Below are 20341 nucleotides of genomic sequence, written 5' to 3' on the forward strand. Positions count from 1 at the left end.
ATTGCCGGCTTTTGCCTTGTGGCGGCGAAAAGCGTTGTGGCCATATCGTCGCAATTAGCGGTATCCTTTTGAAATTACCACCAAAAATGACACTGGAAAAGTGCCGCTAACATTGGAGTTTCGGCCGTGCTTCCTATATAAGCGGTCAGTGATTCCTGATTAGATTGTGATCCGATTTGACCGACCAAAAGACACCGCGCGGCGCCGACGGCGGCCCCACCGGCATCGAGCCGATCTCCATCATCGAGGAGATGCAGAGCTCCTATCTCTCTTACGCCATGAGCGTGATCGTCAGCCGTGCGCTGCCCGATGTGCGCGACGGCCTGAAGCCGGTGCATCGCCGCATCCTCTACGCGGCGCATGAGAGCGGCTACCACTGGAACCGCAAATATGTGAAGTCGGCGCGCCCGGTCGCCGACGTGATGGGTAAATACCATCCGCATGGCGACGCCTCGATCTATGATGCCTTGGTGCGTATGGCGCAGGATTGGTCGCTGCGCGTGCCGCTGATCGACGGGCAGGGCAATTTCGGCTCGATCGATGGCGATCCGCCGGCGGCGATGCGCTACACCGAATCCCGGCTGACCAAGGTTGCGCATGAGCTGCTGGAGGATATCGACAAGGACACCGTCGATTTCCAGGACACCTATGATGCCTCGGATACCGAACCGAAGGTCCTGCCGGCGCGCTTTCCCAATCTGCTGGTCAATGGCTCCGGCGGTATCGCCGTCGGCATGGCCACCAACATCCCGCCCCACAATCTTGGCGAAGTCTGCAATGGCGCCATCGCCGTCATCGACAATCCGGCGATCGACCTGCCGGCGCTGATGGAGATCATTCCAGGCCCCGATTTCCCGACCGGCGGCATCGTGCTTGGCCGTTCCGGCATCTACAGCGCCTATTCGACCGGCCGCGGCTCCATCGTGATGCGCGGCAAGGTCAACATCGAGCAGCGCGGCAATGACCGGGAATCGATCATCATCACCGAGGTTCCCTACCAGGTGAACAAGGCCTCGATGATCGAGAAGATGGCCGAACTGGTGCGCGACAAGCGCATCGAGGGCATTTCCGACATCCGTGACGAAAGCGACCGCCAGGGCTATCGCGTCGTCATCGAGCTGAAGCGCGATGCCGTCGCCGACGTCATCCTCAACCAGCTTTACCGCTTCACGCCGCTGCAGACCTCTTTCGGCGCCAATATGGTGGCGCTGAATGGCGGCAAGCCGGAAGTGATGACCCTGACCGACATGCTGAAGGCGTTCGTCTCCTTCCGCGAAGAGGTCATCACACGGCGGACGAAATTCCTGCTGCGCAAGGCGCGCGACCGCGCCCATGTGCTGGTGGGCCTTGCCATTGCCGTCGCCAATATCGACGAGGTCATCAAGCTGATCCGCACCGCGCCTGATCCGCAGACGGCGCGCGAGCAATTGATGGAGCGGCGCTGGCCCGCGGGTGACGTCGAATCGCTGATCCTTCTGATCGACGACCCGCGCCACCGCATCAATGAGGACGGCACCTACAATCTCTCCGAGGAGCAGGCGCGCGCCATCCTCGAACTGCGCCTGCAGCGCCTGACCGCGCTCGGCCGCGACGAAATCGCCGACGAGTTGAACACGATCGGTGACGAGATCAAGGACTATCTCGACATCCTGGCGTCGCGCGCGCGCGTCCAGCAGATCGTCAAGGACGAACTCGCCGCCGTGCGCGACGAGTTCGGCACGCCACGCCGCACCGAACTCACCGACGGCGGCGCGGACATGGAAGACGAGGACCTGATCCAGCGCGAGGACATGGTCGTGACGGTGAGCCATTCCGGCTACATCAAGCGCGTGCCGCTGTCGCTCTACCGGGCACAGCGCCGCGGCGGCAAGGGCCGCTCCGGCATGTCGACCAAGGAAGAGGATTTCGTCACCCGGTTGTTCGTGGCCAACACGCATACGCCGGTGCTGTTCTTCTCCTCGCGCGGCATCGTCTACAAGGAAAAGGTCTGGCGGCTGCCGATCGGCAATCCGCAGTCACGCGGCAAGGCGCTGATCAACATGCTGCCGCTGGAGCAGGGCGAGCGCATCACCACGATCATGCCGCTGCCCGAGGACGAGACGAGCTGGGGCGAACTCGACGTGATGTTCGCCACCACGCGCGGCACAGTGCGCCGCAACAAGCTGTCAGACTTCGTCCAGGTCAACCGCAACGGCAAGATCGCCATGAAGCTGGAGGAGGAAGGCGACGAGATCCTCGGCGTCGAGACCTGCACCGACAATGACGACGTGCTTTTGACCGCGAGTTCCGGCCAGTGCATCCGCTTCTCGGTCGGTGACGTGCGCGTCTTCCAGAGTCGCAACTCTGTCGGCGTGCGCGGCATCACCATGGCCGAGACCGACCGCATCATCTCCATGTCGGTGATCGAGAGTGTCGATGCGCCGCCGGCAGAACGCGCCGCCTATCTCAAGCGGGCCGCGGCCGAACGGCGGCTTGCCGCCGGTATCGCGGCCGGCGAAGAGGAAGAAATCGCGCTGACCAATGAAGAGGTCGGCGAGGAGACGGAGCTTTCCGACGAACGCTACGAGTTCCTCAAGGCGCACGAGCAGTATGTGCTGACGGTTACCGAATATGGCTACGGCAAGCGCTCGTCGTCCTACGATTTCCGCCTGACCGGGCGCGGCGGCAAGGGCATACGGGCTACCGACGTGTCGAAGACGGCCGAAATCGGCCGGCTGGTGGCAACCTTCCCGGTCGGCAATGACGACCAGATCATGCTGGTGTCGGATGGCGGCACCGTCATCCGGGTGCCGGTCAACGGCATCCGTTTCGCCAGCCGCGCCACCAAGGGCGTGACCATCTTCAATACGGCTGAGGGCGAGAAGGTGGTTTCGGTCGAGCGGATCTCGGAGCCGCAAGCGGACGAAGAGAGCGAAGAAACTATTGAGGGTGGCGCTGAGTCCGGTCCGGTGACGGATACTGGCTCGGATGGCGCTGAATAAGTCCTGGACCGGTTTTTGACATAGCAACGCCGGCCCATTTGGCCGGCGCGGCAGCAAGTCTGGAATGACTTAGTAGTGACGATACGGCTTGCGCGGGCCGAAGCCTTCGAAGCGCTTGACGGTTGCCTTGACGCGGACGCGTTGTGCCTCCTGATGCAGCCCAAAAACGGTGGCGATCAGCATGGCGACGGTCATTGCGGTGGCGAGCATGTAGATCAGCATTTGCGTGTTCTCCTGCGCCTTACAACGGGTATATGGGATTTTGGTTTCATCTTATTAAGGTGCAATCTAGTGAACGCTGCGTGAAGGCTTGGTGATCAGCGTGTTCATCTGTCGTTCATGCGCCGGAAAAGGTTCACGACCCGCCCGCCAATCGGATTTGCCTTTGTGAGAGAGGCTCGCTAGAAGCTCCGCCATGACCGAACGCATCGCCCTTTATGCCGGCTCCTTCGACCCGCTGACCAACGGCCATCTCGATGTGCTGAAGGCGTCGCTGGCGGTTGCCGACATCGTTTATGCCGCGATCGGCATTCATCCCGGCAAGAAGCCGCTGTTCTCCTTCGAGGAACGGGTCCAGTTGATCGAAGCTGCCACGAAAGCCGAATTTGGCAGCGATGGCGCCCGCATCAGGGTGGTGGCCTTCGACGGGCTTGTCATCGATGCCGCGAGGAAGCAGGGCGCCTCGATCATGATCCGCGGCCTGCGCGACGGCACCGATCTCGACTACGAGATGCAGATGGCCGGCATGAACGAGACCATGGCACCTGAATTGCAGACGGTCTTTCTGCCCGCCAGCCCGTCGGTACGCACCATTACCGCCACACTTGTACGGCAGATAGCCTCGATGGGCGGCAACATCCGCCCCTTCGTGCCGGCGGCAGTTGCTGGCGCGCTCACCGCCAAATTCGCGAAATAAGCCTCGGAGAAAACACATGCAGCTGAAAAGGCTCGCCTCGTTCCTTGTCGTGCTCGCCGGTCTTTTGACCGCTTCCGTTTCCGCCTATGCCGCAGATCCCGAAAACACCATGATCATCACGCTGAAGGACGGCGACGTCACCATCGCGCTGCGGCCCGACCTGGCGCCCAAGCATGTCGCGCAGATCAAGAAGCTCGTGCGTGACCATGCCTATGACAATGTCGCCTTCCACCGCGTCATCGACGGCTTCATGGCGCAGACCGGCGACGTCAAGTTCGGCAACATGAAAAAGGGTTTCAACTCGCAAGCCGTCGGCACCGGCGGTTCGGACCTGCCCGACCTGCCGGCCGAGTTCTCGCAGACCGAGCACTACAAGCGCGGCGTGGTCGGCATGGCCCGCTCGCAGGATCCGAACTCCGCCAATTCGCAGTTCTTCATCATGTTCGCGCCGGCGCCGCCGCTCGACGGCCAGTACACCATCGTCGGCAACGTCGTCAGCGGCATGGAACTGGTGGACAAGATCAAGAAGGGTGACGAGGCCGACAACGGTACGGTCGCCGACCCTGACCGAATGATCAAGGTGCGCATCGCCGCGGACAAGTAATTCTGTTTTTTGAGAAAAAGGATATCTGACATGGCTGAGATCAAGGACCGCGAGAACGCGCTCATCCTGGAAACGACCAAGGGCAAGGTCGTCATCGAACTTTTCCCCGACCTGGCTCCCGGCCATGTCGCCCGCATCAAGGAACTGGCCAGGGAAGGCGCCTATGACGGCGTGGTCTTCCACCGCGTCATCGACGGCTTCATGGCGCAGACCGGCGACGTGAAGTTCGGCAATTCGAGCAAGCCGACCTTTGCTCCTTCGCGCGCGGGCATGGGCGGTTCCGACAAGCCGGACCTGAAGGCCGAGTTCTCCAACGCCAACCATGGCCGCGGCACCTGCTCGATGGCCCGTTCGCAGAACCCGAACTCGGCCAACTCGCAGTTCTTCATCTGCTTCGACGACGCCGCCTTCCTCAACCGCCAGTACACGGTCTGGGGCCAGGTCATCGAAGGCATGGACAATGTCGACAAGATCAAGCGCGGCGAGCCGGTGGTCGATCCCGACAAGATCGTGTCGCTGAAGGTCGCGGCCGACGTCAAGTAAGGCGAAACGACAATGATGGGCGTCGTCTGGTCGCTTCTCGGCATCCTGTCCGGCGCCTTCATTGCCATTCAGGCCCCGATCAATTCGCAGCTGGCGCGCGGCCTGGGTCTCCCGGTCGCGGCTGCTGCCTTCTCGTTCCTGTCGGGCGCCATCGTGCTTGGCATCATCTCCGTCACGGTGGTGAAGCTGCAAGGCATCTCGCTCGACTGGAAGGCGCCGGCGCCGTGGCTGTTCGTCGCCGGCGGCATGCTCGGCGGCTTCTATGTCACGCTCTCCACAATCCTGACGCCGCGCATCGGGGCCGCCGCCTTGATGGCGTTCCTGGTGGCCGGCCAGCTGCTGGCCGGCATGCTTATCGATCGCGTCGGCTTCCTTGGCGTCGCGGTGCGCGAGATCTCGCTCGGCCGGGTCGCCGGCGCGGTGCTGCTGCTGGTCGGAGCGCTGCTCGTCCGGCTCTACTGATGCGCGTCGATCTCTTTGATTTCGACCTGCCGGAAGAGCGCATCGCGCTCCGCCCGGCAGAGCCGCGCGACAGTGCCAAGATGCTGGTGGTCAAGCCGGGCGAAGAGCTTGAAGACCGGGCGGTTGGCGACCTGCCATCCCTGCTCAGGGCCGGCGATGTGCTGGTGTTCAACGACACCAAGGTCATTCCGGCGCAACTCAAAGGCATCAGGCGGCGCGGCGAAGCGGCGGCGCAGGTCGAAGCGACACTGCATATGCGCGTTGCGCCGGACCGTTGGCTGGCCTTCATGCGGCCAGGCAAGCGTATCGCCGCCGGCGACCGCATCCAGTTCGGTCATGACGGCAATTCCTGTTTCCTCGGCCAGCTCGACGCCACGGTGATCGAGAAGGGCGAGGGCGGCGAGGCGCTGCTCGGCTTCGACCTGTCGGGGCCTTTCCTCGACGAAGCGCTGCACGCCGTCGGCCACATTCCACTACCGCCTTACATCGCCTCGAAGCGCGATGACGACGAGCGCGACCTGGCCGACTACCAGACGATCTATGCAAGGGAGGAAGGCGCCGTTGCCGCCCCTACCGCCGGCCTGCATTTCACGCCGGAGCTTTTTGCTGCTCTCGACGCCGGGGGGGTCGAGCGCCACTTCGTGACCTTGCATGTCGGCGCCGGCACGTTCCTGCCGGTGAAGGCCGACGACACCGCCGACCACAAGATGCATGCCGAGATCGGTTCGGTCAGTGAGGCGACTGCCAACGCGCTCAACGCGGCCAAGGCGAGGGGCGGGCGCATCATAGCCGTGGGCACGACCTCGCTACGTCTGCTGGAGAGTGCCGCGCGTGAAGATGGTACGGTGCCTGCCTGGTCCGGCCCAACCGACATCTTCATCACGCCCGGCTACCGCTTTCGCACGGCCGACATGCTGATGACCAATTTCCATCTGCCGCGCTCGACGCTGTTCATGCTGGTTTCGGCCTTCAGCGGTCTCGATACGATGCGTGCCGCCTATGCGCATGCCATTGCGAACCGGTACAGGTTCTACTCCTATGGAGACGCAAGCCTGCTTTATCGAGCGGAGATGAGCGATGGACGATGATCTGCAAACCCTCGATCGTGAAGGCCTGATCGCCGAAGTCAAAAAGCTGCGCGCCGGCATTCGCGCGCATCGTGACACGTCAGGCCATGATCTCTGCTGGCATCACCCGGATTTGTGGGACCTGCTGCCTGAAAAGACCGAGCCATCGATCGCCGTGCCGCCCTGGCCAAAATTCATGCGCGGCTGCGTGCAATACCGCCAGTCGCTCGACAGGCAGGCGCCTGACGCGCCGGTTCATGACAAGGAATTCAATGGCTAAGCCGTTCAGCTTCAAGGTTCTGGCGACCGACGGCAAGGCGCGGCGCGGTGTCATCGACATGCCGCGCGGCGAAATCCGCACGCCGGCCTTCATGCCGGTCGGCACCGGCGGCACCGTCAAGGCCATGTACATGGACCAGGTGCGCGGCGTCGGCGCCGATATCATCCTGGGCAACACCTATCACCTGATGCTGCGGCCGGGCGCCGAGCGCGTGGCGCGGCTCGGCGGCCTGCATGAATTCGCCCGCTGGCCGCATCCGATCCTGACCGACAGCGGCGGTTTTCAGGTGATGTCGTTGTCGAAGCTGAGGAAACTGACCGAAAAAGGCGTCACCTTCCGCTCGCATATCGATGGCGCAGCCTACGAGATGTCGCCGGAGCGTTCGATCGAGATTCAAGGCCTGCTTGATTCCGATATCCAGATGCAGCTCGACGAATGCACGGCGCTGCCCGCTGAATTGAAGGAGATCGAGCGCGCGATGGAGCTGTCGCTGCGCTGGGCCGAGCGCTGCAAGGTGGCGTTCGATGATCAGCCCGGCAAGGCGATGTTCGGCATCGTGCAGGGCGGCGACAACGCCGCGCTCAGGGTGCGCTCGGCGCAGGCGCTGAGCGCGATGAATCTCAAGGGCTATGCGGTCGGCGGCTTGGCCGTCGGCGAGCCGCAAGCGGTGATGCTCGAAATGCTCGACATCACCTGTCCGGAACTGCCTGACGACAAGCCGCGCTATCTCATGGGTGTCGGTACGCCTGACGATATCCTGAAATCGGTGGCGCGCGGCATCGACATGTTCGATTGCGTCATGCCGACGCGAGCCGGCCGGCACGGCCTTGCCTACACAAGGCGCGGCAAGGTCAATCTGCGCAACGCGCGCCATGCCGACGACCCGCGCCCGCTGGATGAGGAAAGCGACTGCCCGGCAGCGCGGGATTATTCGCGCGCCTATCTGCATCATCTCGTGCGCTCGCAGGAGGCGCTTGGCGCGATGCTGCTCACCTGGAACAATCTTTCCTACTACCAGAAGCTGATGCAGGACATTCGCGCCGGGATCGAGACCGGCAGTTTCGAGACGCGTGGGGCCGAGATCACCGAGGGCTGGGCGAGGGGCGACATCCCCGTCCTGTAAGACCTCAGGTGCTCAACGAGTTCGATGCCCGCAGGCTGCAGCCGGTGATCTGGAACGTGCCGTCGGGCTGCTGCTGCAGCGTATAGACCGCCTCATAATCCTTGCCGTCGGGACCGACGATCAGCACCTGCTGGATGATCGAGCCCGGGCCTGTCTGCTCGACCTTGCCGAAGGCATAGGACTGTGGCTTGAGTACTGGCGGGTAGCCATTGGTCACCATGTTCATGAAGGCATCGACGGTCGGGAACACCTGCTTCACGTTCGGGGCGGCGAAGCTGTAGGCCTTGGCGCCATCATCGGCCAGCAGCGCCTTCAACTGACCGTCGATGACAGCCTGGCCAGCCTTGATTTCGGCATCGCCGGCAAAGGCCGAGGATATGAAGATGAATGGAATGACTGCGAATGCGAAAAAGGCGCGGCGCATGGCCTGTCTCCGTCGTTCCTCGGAATGGTCCCTCAAAATGATGTCCGAGACCCACGATAACATACGCTTGGCGATGCATCCCGGTTTCACCGATCGCGAATATTCGCCACCGGAATGTCATGCCGGTTGCGGCGCTGCGCGAGGCCGCGGCCAGTGCCAGTGTCGGCTAAGTACGGATTCCAATGCTTGAAAGGCCGGCTCCAGTCTGCCAGAAGGGCCGCTTGGACTTGGACGTTTAGCGGGACGAAGCCATGAAGGCGTTTTTCGTGCAGATCAAATGCGAGCTGGGCAAATCCTATGAGGTTGCCAGCGCGCTTGCCGATGCCGAGATCGCCTCGGAGATTTACTCCACCGCCGGCAATTACGATCTGCTCGCCAAATTCTATGTCGACGATGAGGAAGATGTCGGCCACTTCGTCAACGAGAAGGTGCAGATTCTCCCCGGCATCAAGGACACGTTCACGGTCGTCACGTTTCGCGCCTTCTAGCCGGGAATGCATGTGCCCGGGCGCGAGGCAAAGCCTGATCAAGGCCGTATTTCAGCTGCCTCAATTTTAGGCAGGCGCGACATACTGATCGCCCGGATCTCCCAAATCACCGATTACGCTTGATTTTCTCCGGCGACGCCAGTGAAATGGCGTCACAGGGGAGTATGCGATTGGCAGCGTTCGATGAAATGCTTCCGGAAGTCTCCGGATTGAGAAGACCGTATTCGGCTTATGACCGCTGGCTGAAGGAGCAGGATCCAGCCAGGCTTACCGAGAAGATGCAGGACGCCGAACGCGTCTTTCGCAAAACCGGAATCACCTTTGCCGTCTACGGCGAGCAAGAGGCGTCCGAGAGACTTATTCCCTTCGACATCGTTCCGCGCATCATTTCAGGCAATGAGTGGCGCCGCCTGACGCAAGGCATCGAGCAGCGTGTGCAGGCGCTGAACGCCTTCCTCGACGACATCTACCATCGTCAGGAGATCCTGCGCGCTGGCCGTGTCCCTAGGGACTTCATCGCCAGGAACGAGGCTTTCCTGCCGGAGATGATCGGGGTGCGGCCGCCGGCCGGCGTCTACACTCATATCATCGGCGTCGATATCGTGCGCATCAGCGAGGACGAATTCTACGTGCTGGAGGACAATGCACGCACACCGTCGGGTGTCTCCTACATGCTGGAGAACCGCGAGACGATGATGCAGCTGTTCCCCGAGCTGTTCCAAAAGATCAAGGTGCGGCCGGTCGAGAACTACCCGCAGCTGCTGCGCCAGTCGCTGGCGGCGGTGCGGCCGCAGAGCACCAAGGGCGCGCCGACCATCGCGGTGCTGACGCCAGGCAGTTTCAACTCGGCCTATTTCGAGCACGCCTTCCTTGCCGACCAGATGGGCGTGCAACTGGTCGAGGGGCAGGATCTGCGCGTCGTCGACGGCCATGTCGCGATGCGCACGACGGAGGGCTACAAGCAGATCGACGTGCTTTATCGCCGCGTCGATGATTCCTTCCTCGACCCGCTGACCTTTCGGCCGGATTCGGCCCTTGGCATACCCGGCATCATGGATGTCTACCGCGCCGGCAACATCACCATTGCCAATGCGCCGGGAACCGGTATCGCCGACGACAAGGCGATCTATTCCTACATGCCCGAGATCGTCGAATTCTACACCGGCCGCAAGGCGATCCTCGGCAACATCCCGACTTGGCGCTGTTCCGAGCCGGACAGCCTGAAATATGTGCTCGAGCACATCCACGAACTGGTGATCAAGGAAGTGCACGGGTCCGGCGGCTACGGCATGCTGGTCGGCCCGGCGGCGACCAAGAAGGAATGCGAGGCGTTCGCGAAGAAACTGGCCGCGAAGCCTACCAACTATATCGCCCAGCCGACACTGGCGCTGTCGACCTGTCCGATCCTGACCGACAAGGGGCTGGCGCCGCGCCATGTCGACCTCAGGCCCTACGTGCTGGTTTCCGACCGCATCCAGATCGTGCCGGGCGGCCTGACGCGCGTGGCGTTGAAGGAAGGCTCGCTGGTGGTCAATTCCTCGCAGGGCGGCGGAACGAAAGATACCTGGGTGCTGGATGATTGAGATGAGTGAGTAGGGAATAGTCAGTAGTGAGTGGTCAGCTGTAGAGGGGAAACGCATGCCATATTCCATTGAAATTCAACTATTTGCTACGGACTACTCACTGTTCCCTACTCACTAGCCCGAAGGGCCATTCCATGCTTCTCGGCCGCACCGCCAACGGGCTCTACTGGATGAACCGCTATATCGAGCGGGCCGAAAACATGGCGCGGCTGGTCGATGCCGGGCTGCGCATGGCGCTGACGCGCACGCAAAGCGCGTCGGAGGAATGGAACTCGGTTCTGCTCAGCGCCGGCTCGGATGTCACTTTCACGCAGAAGTACTCGGACTACACGGCCGCGAACGTCGCCGATTTTCTGCTGCGCGACACCTCGAACCCGTCGAGCACGATGTCGTCGATCGAGACGGCCCGCAACAATGCCCGCATGGTTCGCACCGCGCTGACGCGCGAGACCTGGGAAAGCATCAACGAAGCCTGGATGTCGCTGAAGCGGATGCTGGCGAGGCCGATCGACGAGCGCGACCTGCCAAGCGTGCTCGATGCGATCAAGCGCGAGACGGCGCTGATCCGCGGTTCGTTCTACGGCACCATGCTGCGCAACGAAATCTTCGACTTCTCGCAACTCGGCACCTATGTCGAGCGCGCCGACAACACAGCACGCATCCTCGATGTGAAATATTATGTGTTGCTGCCGTCGATCTCCTGGGTTGGCTCGACCCTCGACAACTATCAGTGGGAATCGATCCTGCGCTCGGTGTCGGCGCATCGCTCCTACCGCTGGGTCTATGATGCCGACTACAAGCCGACCAACATCGCCGACTACCTGATCCTCAACGTACGCATGCCGCGTTCGCTGACTTTCTGCTACCGCTTCCTGTCCGAGCATCTGAAGTTCCTCAGCGACGATTACGGCGAGCGTCACGCCTGCCACGCAACGGCGGAGAAGACGCAGACCATGCTGAGGGCAGGGTCGATCAAGGACATTTTTGATGCCGGCCTGCATGAGTTCCTGGCCAACTTCATTCGCGACAACACCAGGCTCGGCGACGAGATCGCGCAGGATTACCGGTTTTATTGAGGAAGCCATGAGGCTCAAGATCACGCACCGGACCGAATACCGCTATGACGCGCCGGTGCAATATCTGCTGCAGCGGCTGCGGTTGCTGCCGGTGAGTGGGCAGACACAGACAGTGCTGTCATGGGCGCTGAAGGTGGAGGGTGCGCGCGAGGAAGTGCGATTTACCGACCACTACGGCAACGACACCCGACTGTTGAGCGTCGAGGGTGACCATGACTTCATCACGGTCGAGGCTTCTGGCGAGGTGGTGACGCGCGACACGTCAGGCGTTAGCGGGCCGCATCACGGCTTCGCGCCGCTGTGGTTGTTTGCACAGGAGACACCGCTGACCACCATAGGCGGCGGCATTCGCGTTCTCGCCGAAGCGGTCGGTGCGGGCACCGATATCGAAAGGCTGCATCGGCTGATGGCAATGATCGGCGAGCGCGTCGCCTACACGCCGGGCACCACCAATGCGACAACGCCGGCTGAAGAGGCGCTGGCGCTAAAAACCGGGGTTTGCCAGGACCACAGCCATATCTTTGCCGCCACCGCGCGCGCCATGGGATTTCCGTCGCGCTACATCAGCGGCTATCTGATGATGGATGCCGTCGAACAAGCGGCAAGCCATGCCTGGGCCGAGGCGCATGTCCCGGGCCTCGGCTGGGTCGCCTTCGACCCCGCCAACGGTATTTCTCCCGACGAACGCTATGTGAAGGTGGCCACCGGCCGCGACTACCGCGATGCCTCGCCGGTATCGGGAATTCGGCTGGGGCAGGCGGAAGAACAGCTTGCGGTCACCGTCACGGTAGAGCAGTAATCCCGCAAGGATTAGTGCCAGAAGAGATTCCATGACCTATTGCGTCGGCCTGAAGATCGATCGCGGGCTCGTGTTCATGTCGGACACGCGTACCAATGCCGGCATGGATTCGATCTCGACCTTCAAGAAGATGCATGTCTGGGAGCAGCCCGGCGAACGCGTCATCGTGCTTATGTCGGCCGGCAATCTGGCGACGACACAGGCCGTGGTCAGCCTGCTCGACGAGCGTACGAAGGCGGTCGGCGATCGTCACGAGAAACTCCTGGACACGCCGTCCATGTACCAGACGGTGCGGCTGGTCGGTGACACGGTCAAGGAGGTGATCGCGCAATCCTCGCCGGCCGGCGAGAAGGCCGATTCCTATTTCAATGCCTCCTTTATCCTGGGCGGGCAGATCAAGGGCAGTCCGCCGCGGCTGTTCATGATCTATCCCGAGGGCAATTTCATCGAGTCGACCGACGACACGCCGTTCTTTCAGATCGGCGAGACCAAATATGGCAAGCCGATCATCATTCGCGCCTATGAGCGGACCATGAGCCTGGCCGAGACGGTGAAGCTGCTCCTGGTGTCGTTCGATTCGACGCTGAAATCGAACCTGTCGGTGGGCTTGCCGCTCGACCTGCTGTTCCTGGAGAAGGATACTTTCAAGGTTGGCCTGAAGAAGCGGATCGGTCAGGACGACCAGTATTACCGCACGATCTCCGATGGCTGGTCGAATGCGTTGAAGACGGCTTTTGCCAGCCTGCCGGATTTCCCGGGCTAATGCATGTCGCCCAAAGCGGCTCCGGTTTTGGGCAAACGACATGCATGAAAACAAGGACCTAAAACGCATCGCCGTCGATCCGATCAAATGCGATGTGCTTCAGGGCGCGGCACGGCAGGCGATAGTGCTGCATCTATTTCACATGTAATTAATGGCGGAATTCGAGAGCCGGGCCAAGAGTGCCGGATTTGCGATCATGTCGGGAGGACAGGATGAACAACAACGAGTTCCGGCAGTGGTCGCAGCGTGCCGCCGACTGGGGCGCCGACTATCGCAATTCACTGCGCGAGCGGCCGGTGCGGCCGCTGGTCGATCCGGGCGACATTTTCAGGAGCATCGAAGCCTCTCCGCCCGAAGACGCCGAACCGATGGACAGGATCTTCGCCGACTTCGAGGAGAAGATCGTGCCGGGGATGACGCACTGGCAGCATCCGCGCTTCTTCGCCTATTTCCCGGCCAACGCGGCGCCGGTCTCGGTGGTCGCCGAGTATCTGGTGTCGGCGATGGCCGCGCAATGCATGCTCTGGCAGACGTCGCCGGCTGCGACCGAACTCGAAACACGCACCGTCGACTGGATGCGCCAGGCACTCGGCCTACCCGAAGAGTTCTCCGGCGCGATCCAGGATTCGGCCTCGTCGGCGACACTCAATGCGGTGCTGACCATGCGCGAGCGGGCGCTGGATTGGCAAGGCAACAAAGAGGGATTGTCCGACCAGGCACGGCTGCGCGTCTATTCCTCGGATCAGGTGCATACTTCGATCGACCGCGCGATATGGGTTTCGGGCATCGGCGAGGACAATCTGGTGCGCATTCCCGTCAGCGGCCGTTTCCGCTCCATGGATGCGACAGCTCTGGAAGCGGCAATCGTCGCTGATCGTGCGGCTGGAATGCTGCCTGCCGGCATCATAGGCAGCGTCGGTGGAACCAGCATCGGCGGCACGGACGATATCGCCGCGATCGCCGGTGTGGCGCGCCGGCATGGGCTCTATTTGCATGTCGATGCCGCCTGGGCCGGGTCGGCAATGATCTGCCCGGAGTATCGTCATTTCTGGGCCGGCGTCGAACAGGCGGATTCTGTCGTCTTCAACCCGCACAAATGGCTGGGCGCGCAGTTCGACTGCTCCATCCAGTTCTTGCGGCAGCCAGAAGACCTGGTGCGCACGCTGGCGATCAAGCCCGAATTCCTCAAGACGCACGGACGTGACGGCATCATCAACTATTCCGAATGGTCGGTGCCGCTCGGCCGGCGCTTCCGCGCCTTGAAATTGTGGTTCCTGCTGCGCGCTCACGGGCTGCAGAACCTGCGCGCAATGATCCGCAACCATGTCGCGTGGAGCGAGGGGCTTGCCGCACGGCTGGCAGGAGAGCCGGATTTCGAGATCGTCAGCGAACCGATGTTGTCACTGTTTTCGTTTCGGCACAAAACGACATCAAGCGCTGACGAGCATAATCTGCGGCTGGTCAATGCGATCAACGACGATGGCCGTATCTACCTGACGCAGACGAGGGTGGACGGCCAGGTGGCAATACGGTTCCAGGTTGGCCAGTTCGAAACGACCGCTGGTGACGTCGACGCGGCTTTTGCCATCATCACCGAAATCGCCAGGAATGGCGTGATCCAGCCTTGATGGCGTTGCGTTTCGGCTTTGTCTTGGTGATCAGGTAATTTCCGTTAGCCGGCTTATGCCTTTTCATGGCTTTCGCTTTCGTCTATAGACAGGAAAAACGAAAACGGGAGCTTGCCTTATGTATCTGTCTCCGCGCCATGCCGAGATCATCCAGATGGCCAAGGACCATGGCCGTGTGCTGGTCGACGACCTGGCCACTCATTTCAATGTGACGCCGCAGACCATTCGCAAGGATCTCAACGATCTCTGCGACCAGCGGCTGCTTTCGCGCATCCATGGCGGCGCCTTGTTCCCTTCCGGGATCGAGAACATGGAGTATGAGGCGAGGCGCAAGATCGCGGCGGACGAGAAGGAAGCGATCGGCCGCGCCGCGGCAAGGCTGATTCCCGACAATGCTTCGCTGTTCATCAACATCGGAACCACGACGGAGGCGGTCAGCAAGGCTTTGCTCGATCATAACGGCCTCATGGTCATCACCAATAACATCAATGTTGCCAACAGGATGCGCATATATCCTTCGATCGAGGTGGTGATCGCGGGCGGGGTCGTGCGCGGCTCGGACGGCGGCGTCGTCGGCGAAGCCGCGGTCGATTTCATCCGGCAGTTCAAGGTCGACTACGCCGTCATCGGCGCTTCGGCCATCGACCATGATGGCGCCTTGCTGGATTTCGACTTTCGCGAGGTGAAGGTGGCGCAGGCGATCATTGCCAATGCCAGGCACGTCATCCTGGTCTCCGACCAGACCAAGTTCGAACGCACGGCGCCGGTGCGTATCGGCCACCTGTCACAGGTCAACACCTTCATCACCGATCGTTGCGACATCGCATCGGTGCGCAAGATCTGCCAGGAGGCCGAAGTCCAGCTGATCGAGACGTCGCTTGGCTGAGGCTGGTCACGGCCGCCTCACGGTGTCGTGATATTTCGTTTGACATTCGTTATCAGTTCGAAATAATTCCGCCACGGTTTCGCAAAAGACCAAAATGGTGCAATGCGAAATCGTGGAGGCGTTAAGTGGACACAACTTCGGTCCGGGACATTTTCGTAATCGGCGGCGGCATCAATGGCTGCGGTATTGCCCGGGATGCCGTTGGGCGCGGGTTTTCGGTTTTTCTCGCCGAGATGAACGACCTCGCCTCCGGAACCTCCTCAGGTTCGACCAAGCTGATCCATGGCGGCCTGCGTTATCTCGAATTCTATGAATTCCGCCTGGTGCGCGAGGCGCTGATGGAGCGTGAGGTTCTGTGGAAGAACGCGCCGCACATCATCTGGCCGATGCGCTTCGTGCTGCCCTATGCCAAGGGCCTGCGGCCCGCCTGGCTGATCCGGCTCGGCCTTTTCCTTTACGACCACATTGGTGGCCGCAAATTGCTGCCGGCGACCAGGACGCTCGACATGGCGAGCGATCCGGCGGGCAAGCCTTTGAAGCCGCTGTTCAAAAAGGCCTTCGAATATTCCGACGGCTGGGTGAACGATGCGCGCCTGGTGGCGCTCAACGCACGCGATGCCGCTGATCGTGGCGCGACGATTCGAACTCGTACGAAGGTTGTCGGCGCGCACCGCGAAGACGGCCTTTGGACAATCAAGATCGAGAATCTGCAGAACGGCGAGACCGAGGAGGTCAAGGCCCGGCTGCTGGTCAATGCCGCCGGACCATGGGTCGATCACGTGCTGTCCGGCGTCGTCGGCTTGAACGATGTGCACAATGTCCGTCTCGTGCAGGGCAGCCATATCGTCATCGCCAAGAAATTCGACGATCCGCGCGCCTATTTCTTCCAGAACAAGGATGGCCGCATCATCTTCGCCATTCCCTACGAGGAAGAGTTCACGCTGATCGGAACCACAGACCGGGATTATCCCGGCGATCCGCACGACGTGAAGATCAGTGATACCGAGATCGACTATCTCTGCGCCGCGGCCAGCGAGTATTTCGCGCAACCCGTCAAGCGCTCGGACATTGTCTGGACCTATTCGGCGGTGCGTCCGCTCTATGATGACGGCGCCTCCAAGGCGCAGGAAGCAACACGCGACTACGTGCTGAAGGCCGATGGCGGCGAGGGCGCTGCGCCGCTCGTCAATGCCTTTGGCGGCAAGATCACCACCTACCGCCGGCTGTCGGAATCGATGCTGGAGAAGATAGAGGGTTTTCTCGGCAAGCGCGGCAAGCCGTGGACGTCGGATGCACCGCTGCCGGGCGGGGATTTCCCGGCCACCGGTTTCGATGCGCAGGTGGCCAAGCTGAAGGCTGCCTATCCGTTCCTCGATGCGCGCCTCGCCCGGCGGCTGACGCGGCTCTACGGGACGCGCGCTCAGGTTCTGCTCGGACTTGCCAAGTCAAATGCCGAGCTCGGCCGCAATTTCGGTGGCGACCTCTACGAGGCCGAGGTTCGCTATCTCGTTGAAAACGAATGGGCCATCACGGCAGAGGATGTGCTGTGGCGCCGGACCAAGCGCGGCCTGCATCTCGCCCGCGAGCAGGTCGCGGCCCTCGATGAATTCATGCGCGGCATAAGCCGCCGGCATGTCGCGGCCGCCGAATGAGGAGATTTTGAGCTGATGCAGAAAGCCTGGGAGGAGGCGTCATGCTTGAACTGAGGAACGTCACCAAGACAGTCGGTGCGGTGGAGCACATACACGACGTGTCGCTGACCCTTCAGCACGGCTCGCTCAACGTCCTGCTTGGGCCGACGCTTTCCGGCAAGACCAGCCTGATGCGGCTGATGGCCGGCCTCGATGCGCCGACCTCCGGTTCGGTCTGGTTCGATGGCCGTGATGTCACCGGCACGCCGGTGCAGAGGCGCAAGATCGCCATGGTCTACCAGCAGTTCATCAACTATCCGGCGATGACGGTCTATGAGAACATCGCCTCGCCGCTGAGGGTGGCCGGCGTCGAGCAGGGCAAGATCGACAGCCAGGTGCGCGAGGCCGCCGCACTCCTCAAGCTGACGCCCTATCTCGACCGCACACCGCTCAACCTGTCGGGCGGCCAGCAGCAGCGCACAGCGCTGGCGCGCGCCATCGTCAAGAATGCCAGCCTGGTGCTGCTCGACGAACCACTGGCCAATCTCGACTACAAGCTGCGCGAGGAGTTGCGGGCCGAGCTGCCGAGGATTTTCGCCGCCGCCGGCACCATCTTCGTCTATGCCACCACGGAGCCGCACGAAGCGCTGCTGCTCGGCGGCAACACGGCAACACTATCGGAAGGCCGCATCACCCAGTTCGGGCCGACAATCGACGTCTTCCGCAGGCCGGTCGACCTGGTGACGGCCAGGACCTTCGCCGATCCGCCGCTGAACACCATCGTGCTGGCCAAGAAAGGCGCCGACTTCCTGCTCGAAGGCGGGGTGAAGCTGCCGGTGCCGTCCGAACTCGTCGGCATCGCCGACGGCAACTACACGATCGGCTTCCAGCCGCACCATCTTTCGCTCGAACGGCCCAATGCCTCGGCGGTGCCGGTGCGGGCAAAGGTCACCATCACCGAGATCACCGGGTCCGAGAGTTTCATCCATCTCGATTTCGCCGATGTGCGCTGGGTGATGCTGACCCACGGCATTCGCGATTTCGAGACCGACGCGGTGGTCGAGGTGTTCATCGACCCGCGTCACATCATGGTCTTCGACGAGCACGGCCGCGCCGTGACCGCGCCGAAGCTGGCGGCTTGAGGAGGACGATATGGCGCGCATCGACGTCAACCATGTCAGGCATTCCTACCTGCCGAACCCGCGGAAGGATGCCGATTTCGCGCTGCGGGAAGTGCACCACACTTTCGAGGATGGCGGCGCCTATGCGCTGCTCGGCCCGTCCGGCTGCGGCAAGACCACGCTGCTCAACATCATTTCGGGGCTGCTTCATCCCTCGCACGGCCAGTTGCTGTTCAACGGCAGGGATGTGACCAATCTGTCGACGCAGGAGCGCAACATCGCGCAGGTGTTCCAGTTCCCGGTCATCTACGACACCATGACCGTCTATGACAATCTGGCCTTCCCGCTGCGCAATCGCGGCGTGCCGGAGGCCGATGTCGACCGCAAGGTGCGCGAGACGCTGGAGATGATCGACCTGGCGTCGTGGGCGAAGAAGAAGGCGAGGGGCCTGACCGCCGACCAGAAGCAGAAGATCTCGCTTGGCCGCGGGCTGGTGCGCTCCGATGTCAACGCCATCCTGTTCGACGAGCCGCTGACCGTCATCGACCCGCACATGAAGTGGGTGCTGCGCTCGCAATTGAAGCTGCTGCATCGCCGCTTCGGCTACACCATGGTCTACGTCACCCATGACCAGACCGAGGCGCTGACCTTCGCCGACCAGGTCGTGGTCATGTATGACGGCGGTATCGTCCAGATCGGCACGCCGGCGGAGCTCTTCGAGCGGCCGCGCCACACTTTTGTCGGCTATTTCATCGGCTCGCCCGGCATGAACGTCATGCCGGTGGCGATCGACGGCAAGACGGCGACGCTCGGCTCCCAGCGGATCGAATTGCCGGGCGCACCCAAGGCGGCCGGCGGTGCCGTCGAACTCGGCATCCGTCCCGAATATGTGCGTCTCGGCCGCGACGGCATGGCTGTTTCAATCAGCAAGGTCGAGGATCTGGGCCGCCACAAGGTGGTGCGCGCCAAACTGGAGGGGCGCGACATCGCCGCCGTCATCGGCGAGGACGAGGCCGTTCCAGCCGAACCGAAGGTGCGGTTCGAGCCTGCGGGCATCAACATCTATGCCGATTCCTGGCGTGTCGAGATGGGGGCATAGATGGACAAGACCTGGAACAACAAGGCCTGGTTCCTGGTGCTGCCGGTGCTGGTGCTGGTGGCGTTCTCGGCCGTCATCCCGCTGATGACCGTCGTCAATTATTCGGTGCAGGACACGTTCGGCAACAACGTCTTCTTCTGGGCCGGCACCGAGTGGTTCGAGGAACTGCTCCATTCCAGCCGCTTCTGGGAGGCGATGAGCCGCAACCTCATCTTCTCCTTCATCATCCTCGCCATCCAGGTGCCGCTCGGCATCTTCATCGCGCTCAACATGCCGAAGAAGGGCTGGGGGGTGCCGGTCTGCCTGGTGCTGATGGCGCTGCCGCTGCTGATCCCGTGGAACGTCGTCGGCACCATCTGGCAGGTGTTCGGGCGCAACGACATCGGCCTGCTCGGCTATTACCTCAATGCGCTCGGCATCGACTACAACTACGTGCAGGACCCTTTCGACGCCTGGGTGACGATCATCATCATGGATGTCTGGCACTGGACGAGCCTCGTGGTGCTGCTCTGCTATGCCGGCCTGGTCTCGATCCCGGACGCCTTCTACCAGGCGGCCAAGATCGACGGCGCCTCGCGCTGGGCGGTGTTCCGCTACATCCAGTTGCCGAAGATGCAGCGGGTGCTTTTGATCGCCGTGCTGCTGCGCTTCATGGACAGTTTCATGATCTACACCGAGCCCTTCGTCGTCACTGGCGGCGGGCCGGGCAACTCGACGACGTTCCTGTCGATCGACCTTGTCAAGACGGCGCTTGGCCAATTCGACCTCGGTCCGGCGGCCGCCATGTCGCTGGTCTACTTCCTCATCATCCTGTTGTTGTCATGGGTGTTCTACACCGTGATGACCAATTACGACGCGGAGCGCTGA

21 protein-coding genes are annotated in these 20341 nt (G+C 61.9%); 19 read left to right on the top strand and 2 right to left on the bottom strand.

Features of this window, described 5'->3' with window-relative positions; translation table 11 throughout:
• The first annotated feature begins 176 nt into the window (after window positions 1-176).
• The gene (gene gyrA, locus AC07UC_RS21130) at window positions 177-2981 is read left to right on the top strand and encodes a DNA gyrase subunit A (RefSeq protein WP_494907311.1); all 2805 of its coding nucleotides are present in this window, start codon (window positions 177-179) and stop codon (window positions 2979-2981) included.
• A 69-nt stretch (window positions 2982-3050) separates the two neighbouring features.
• On the opposite strand, the gene AC07UC_RS21135 is transcribed toward gyrA, so the two are convergent.
• Window positions 3051-3203 carry a hypothetical protein gene (locus tag AC07UC_RS21135; RefSeq protein WP_081294748.1) on the bottom strand — a complete coding sequence of 51 codons (153 nt, stop codon included), beginning with the start codon at window positions 3201-3203 and terminating at the stop codon, window positions 3051-3053.
• A 193-nt stretch (window positions 3204-3396) separates the two neighbouring features.
• On the opposite strand from AC07UC_RS21135, the gene coaD reads away from it, so the two are divergent.
• From coaD to tgt, 7 genes are all read left to right on the top strand, one after another.
• The gene (coaD, locus tag AC07UC_RS21140; protein ID WP_056576824.1) at window positions 3397-3897 is read left to right on the top strand and encodes a pantetheine-phosphate adenylyltransferase; all 501 of its coding nucleotides are present in this window, start codon (window positions 3397-3399) and stop codon (window positions 3895-3897) included.
• 109 nt (window positions 3898-4006) lie between these two features.
• A complete protein-coding gene (locus tag AC07UC_RS21145; protein ID WP_446720333.1) occupies window positions 4007-4501 on the top strand; it encodes a peptidylprolyl isomerase in 495 nt (164 codons plus the stop codon).
• 30 nt (window positions 4502-4531) lie between these two features.
• Window positions 4532-5044: a peptidylprolyl isomerase gene (locus AC07UC_RS21150; protein WP_202322263.1), complete on the top strand. Its 513-nt coding sequence runs from the start codon at window positions 4532-4534 to the stop codon at window positions 5042-5044.
• 12 nt (window positions 5045-5056) lie between these two features.
• Window positions 5057-5506, top strand: a complete 450-nt coding sequence (locus tag AC07UC_RS21155) for a DMT family transporter (RefSeq protein WP_056576832.1) — start codon at window positions 5057-5059, stop codon at window positions 5504-5506.
• Window positions 5506-6594 carry a tRNA preQ1(34) S-adenosylmethionine ribosyltransferase-isomerase QueA gene (gene queA, locus AC07UC_RS21160; RefSeq protein ID WP_494907312.1) on the top strand — a complete coding sequence of 363 codons (1089 nt, stop codon included), beginning with the start codon at window positions 5506-5508 and terminating at the stop codon, window positions 6592-6594. Before AC07UC_RS21155 ends, queA begins: the two co-directional genes overlap by 1 nt.
• On the top strand, window positions 6584-6853 hold the full coding sequence (locus tag AC07UC_RS21165) for a hypothetical protein (protein ID WP_140773449.1): 270 nt from the start codon (window positions 6584-6586) through the stop codon (window positions 6851-6853). The genes queA and AC07UC_RS21165 overlap by 11 nt, the downstream gene beginning before the upstream one ends.
• Entirely contained in the window at window positions 6846-7976 is a 1131-nt protein-coding gene (gene tgt, locus AC07UC_RS21170) for a tRNA guanosine(34) transglycosylase Tgt (protein ID WP_494907313.1), read from the top strand. The genes AC07UC_RS21165 and tgt overlap by 8 nt, the downstream gene beginning before the upstream one ends.
• Window positions 7977-7980: 4 nt before the next feature.
• On the opposite strand, the gene AC07UC_RS21175 is transcribed toward tgt, so the two are convergent.
• Entirely contained in the window at window positions 7981-8400 is a 420-nt protein-coding gene (locus AC07UC_RS21175) for a DUF4864 domain-containing protein (protein ID WP_494907314.1), read from the bottom strand.
• A 251-nt stretch (window positions 8401-8651) separates the two neighbouring features.
• On the opposite strand from AC07UC_RS21175, the gene AC07UC_RS21180 reads away from it, so the two are divergent.
• The 11 genes from AC07UC_RS21180 (at window position 8652) to AC07UC_RS21230 (ending at window position 20341) form a co-directional block, all read left to right on the top strand.
• Window positions 8652-8888 (top strand): Lrp/AsnC family transcriptional regulator, encoded by a 237-nt coding sequence (locus AC07UC_RS21180; RefSeq protein WP_010909609.1) that lies wholly within the window; start codon window positions 8652-8654, stop codon window positions 8886-8888.
• Window positions 8889-9058: 170 nt separating this feature from the next.
• The gene (locus tag AC07UC_RS21185; protein WP_494907315.1) at window positions 9059-10471 is read left to right on the top strand and encodes a circularly permuted type 2 ATP-grasp protein; all 1413 of its coding nucleotides are present in this window, start codon (window positions 9059-9061) and stop codon (window positions 10469-10471) included.
• 134 nt (window positions 10472-10605) lie between these two features.
• Window positions 10606-11547: an alpha-E domain-containing protein gene (locus AC07UC_RS21190; RefSeq protein WP_140773455.1), complete on the top strand. Its 942-nt coding sequence runs from the start codon at window positions 10606-10608 to the stop codon at window positions 11545-11547.
• Window positions 11548-11554: 7 nt separating this feature from the next.
• On the top strand, window positions 11555-12346 hold the full coding sequence (locus AC07UC_RS21195; RefSeq protein ID WP_494907316.1) for a transglutaminase family protein: 792 nt from the start codon (window positions 11555-11557) through the stop codon (window positions 12344-12346).
• A 31-nt stretch (window positions 12347-12377) separates the two neighbouring features.
• Window positions 12378-13109, top strand: a complete 732-nt coding sequence (locus tag AC07UC_RS21200) for a proteasome-type protease (protein ID WP_140773457.1) — start codon at window positions 12378-12380, stop codon at window positions 13107-13109.
• 212 nt (window positions 13110-13321) lie between these two features.
• A complete protein-coding gene (locus AC07UC_RS21205; RefSeq protein ID WP_494907318.1) occupies window positions 13322-14737 on the top strand; it encodes a pyridoxal phosphate-dependent decarboxylase family protein in 1416 nt (471 codons plus the stop codon).
• Window positions 14738-14855: 118 nt separating this feature from the next.
• A complete protein-coding gene (locus AC07UC_RS21210) occupies window positions 14856-15623 on the top strand; it encodes a DeoR/GlpR family DNA-binding transcription regulator (protein WP_027044602.1) in 768 nt (255 codons plus the stop codon).
• Between the two features lie 125 nt (window positions 15624-15748).
• Window positions 15749-17275, top strand: a complete 1527-nt coding sequence (gene glpD / locus AC07UC_RS21215; protein WP_494907319.1) for a glycerol-3-phosphate dehydrogenase — start codon at window positions 15749-15751, stop codon at window positions 17273-17275.
• Window positions 17276-17316: 41 nt separating this feature from the next.
• On the top strand, window positions 17317-18396 hold the full coding sequence (locus AC07UC_RS21220; protein WP_494907320.1) for an ABC transporter ATP-binding protein: 1080 nt from the start codon (window positions 17317-17319) through the stop codon (window positions 18394-18396).
• A gap of 10 nt (window positions 18397-18406) precedes the next feature.
• A complete protein-coding gene (locus tag AC07UC_RS21225; RefSeq protein ID WP_494907321.1) occupies window positions 18407-19474 on the top strand; it encodes an ABC transporter ATP-binding protein in 1068 nt (355 codons plus the stop codon).
• A complete protein-coding gene (locus AC07UC_RS21230) occupies window positions 19475-20341 on the top strand; it encodes a carbohydrate ABC transporter permease (RefSeq protein WP_140773467.1) in 867 nt (288 codons plus the stop codon).

The sequence above is a fragment of the Mesorhizobium sp. GW821-FHT04C10 genome, assembly GCF_059420305.1.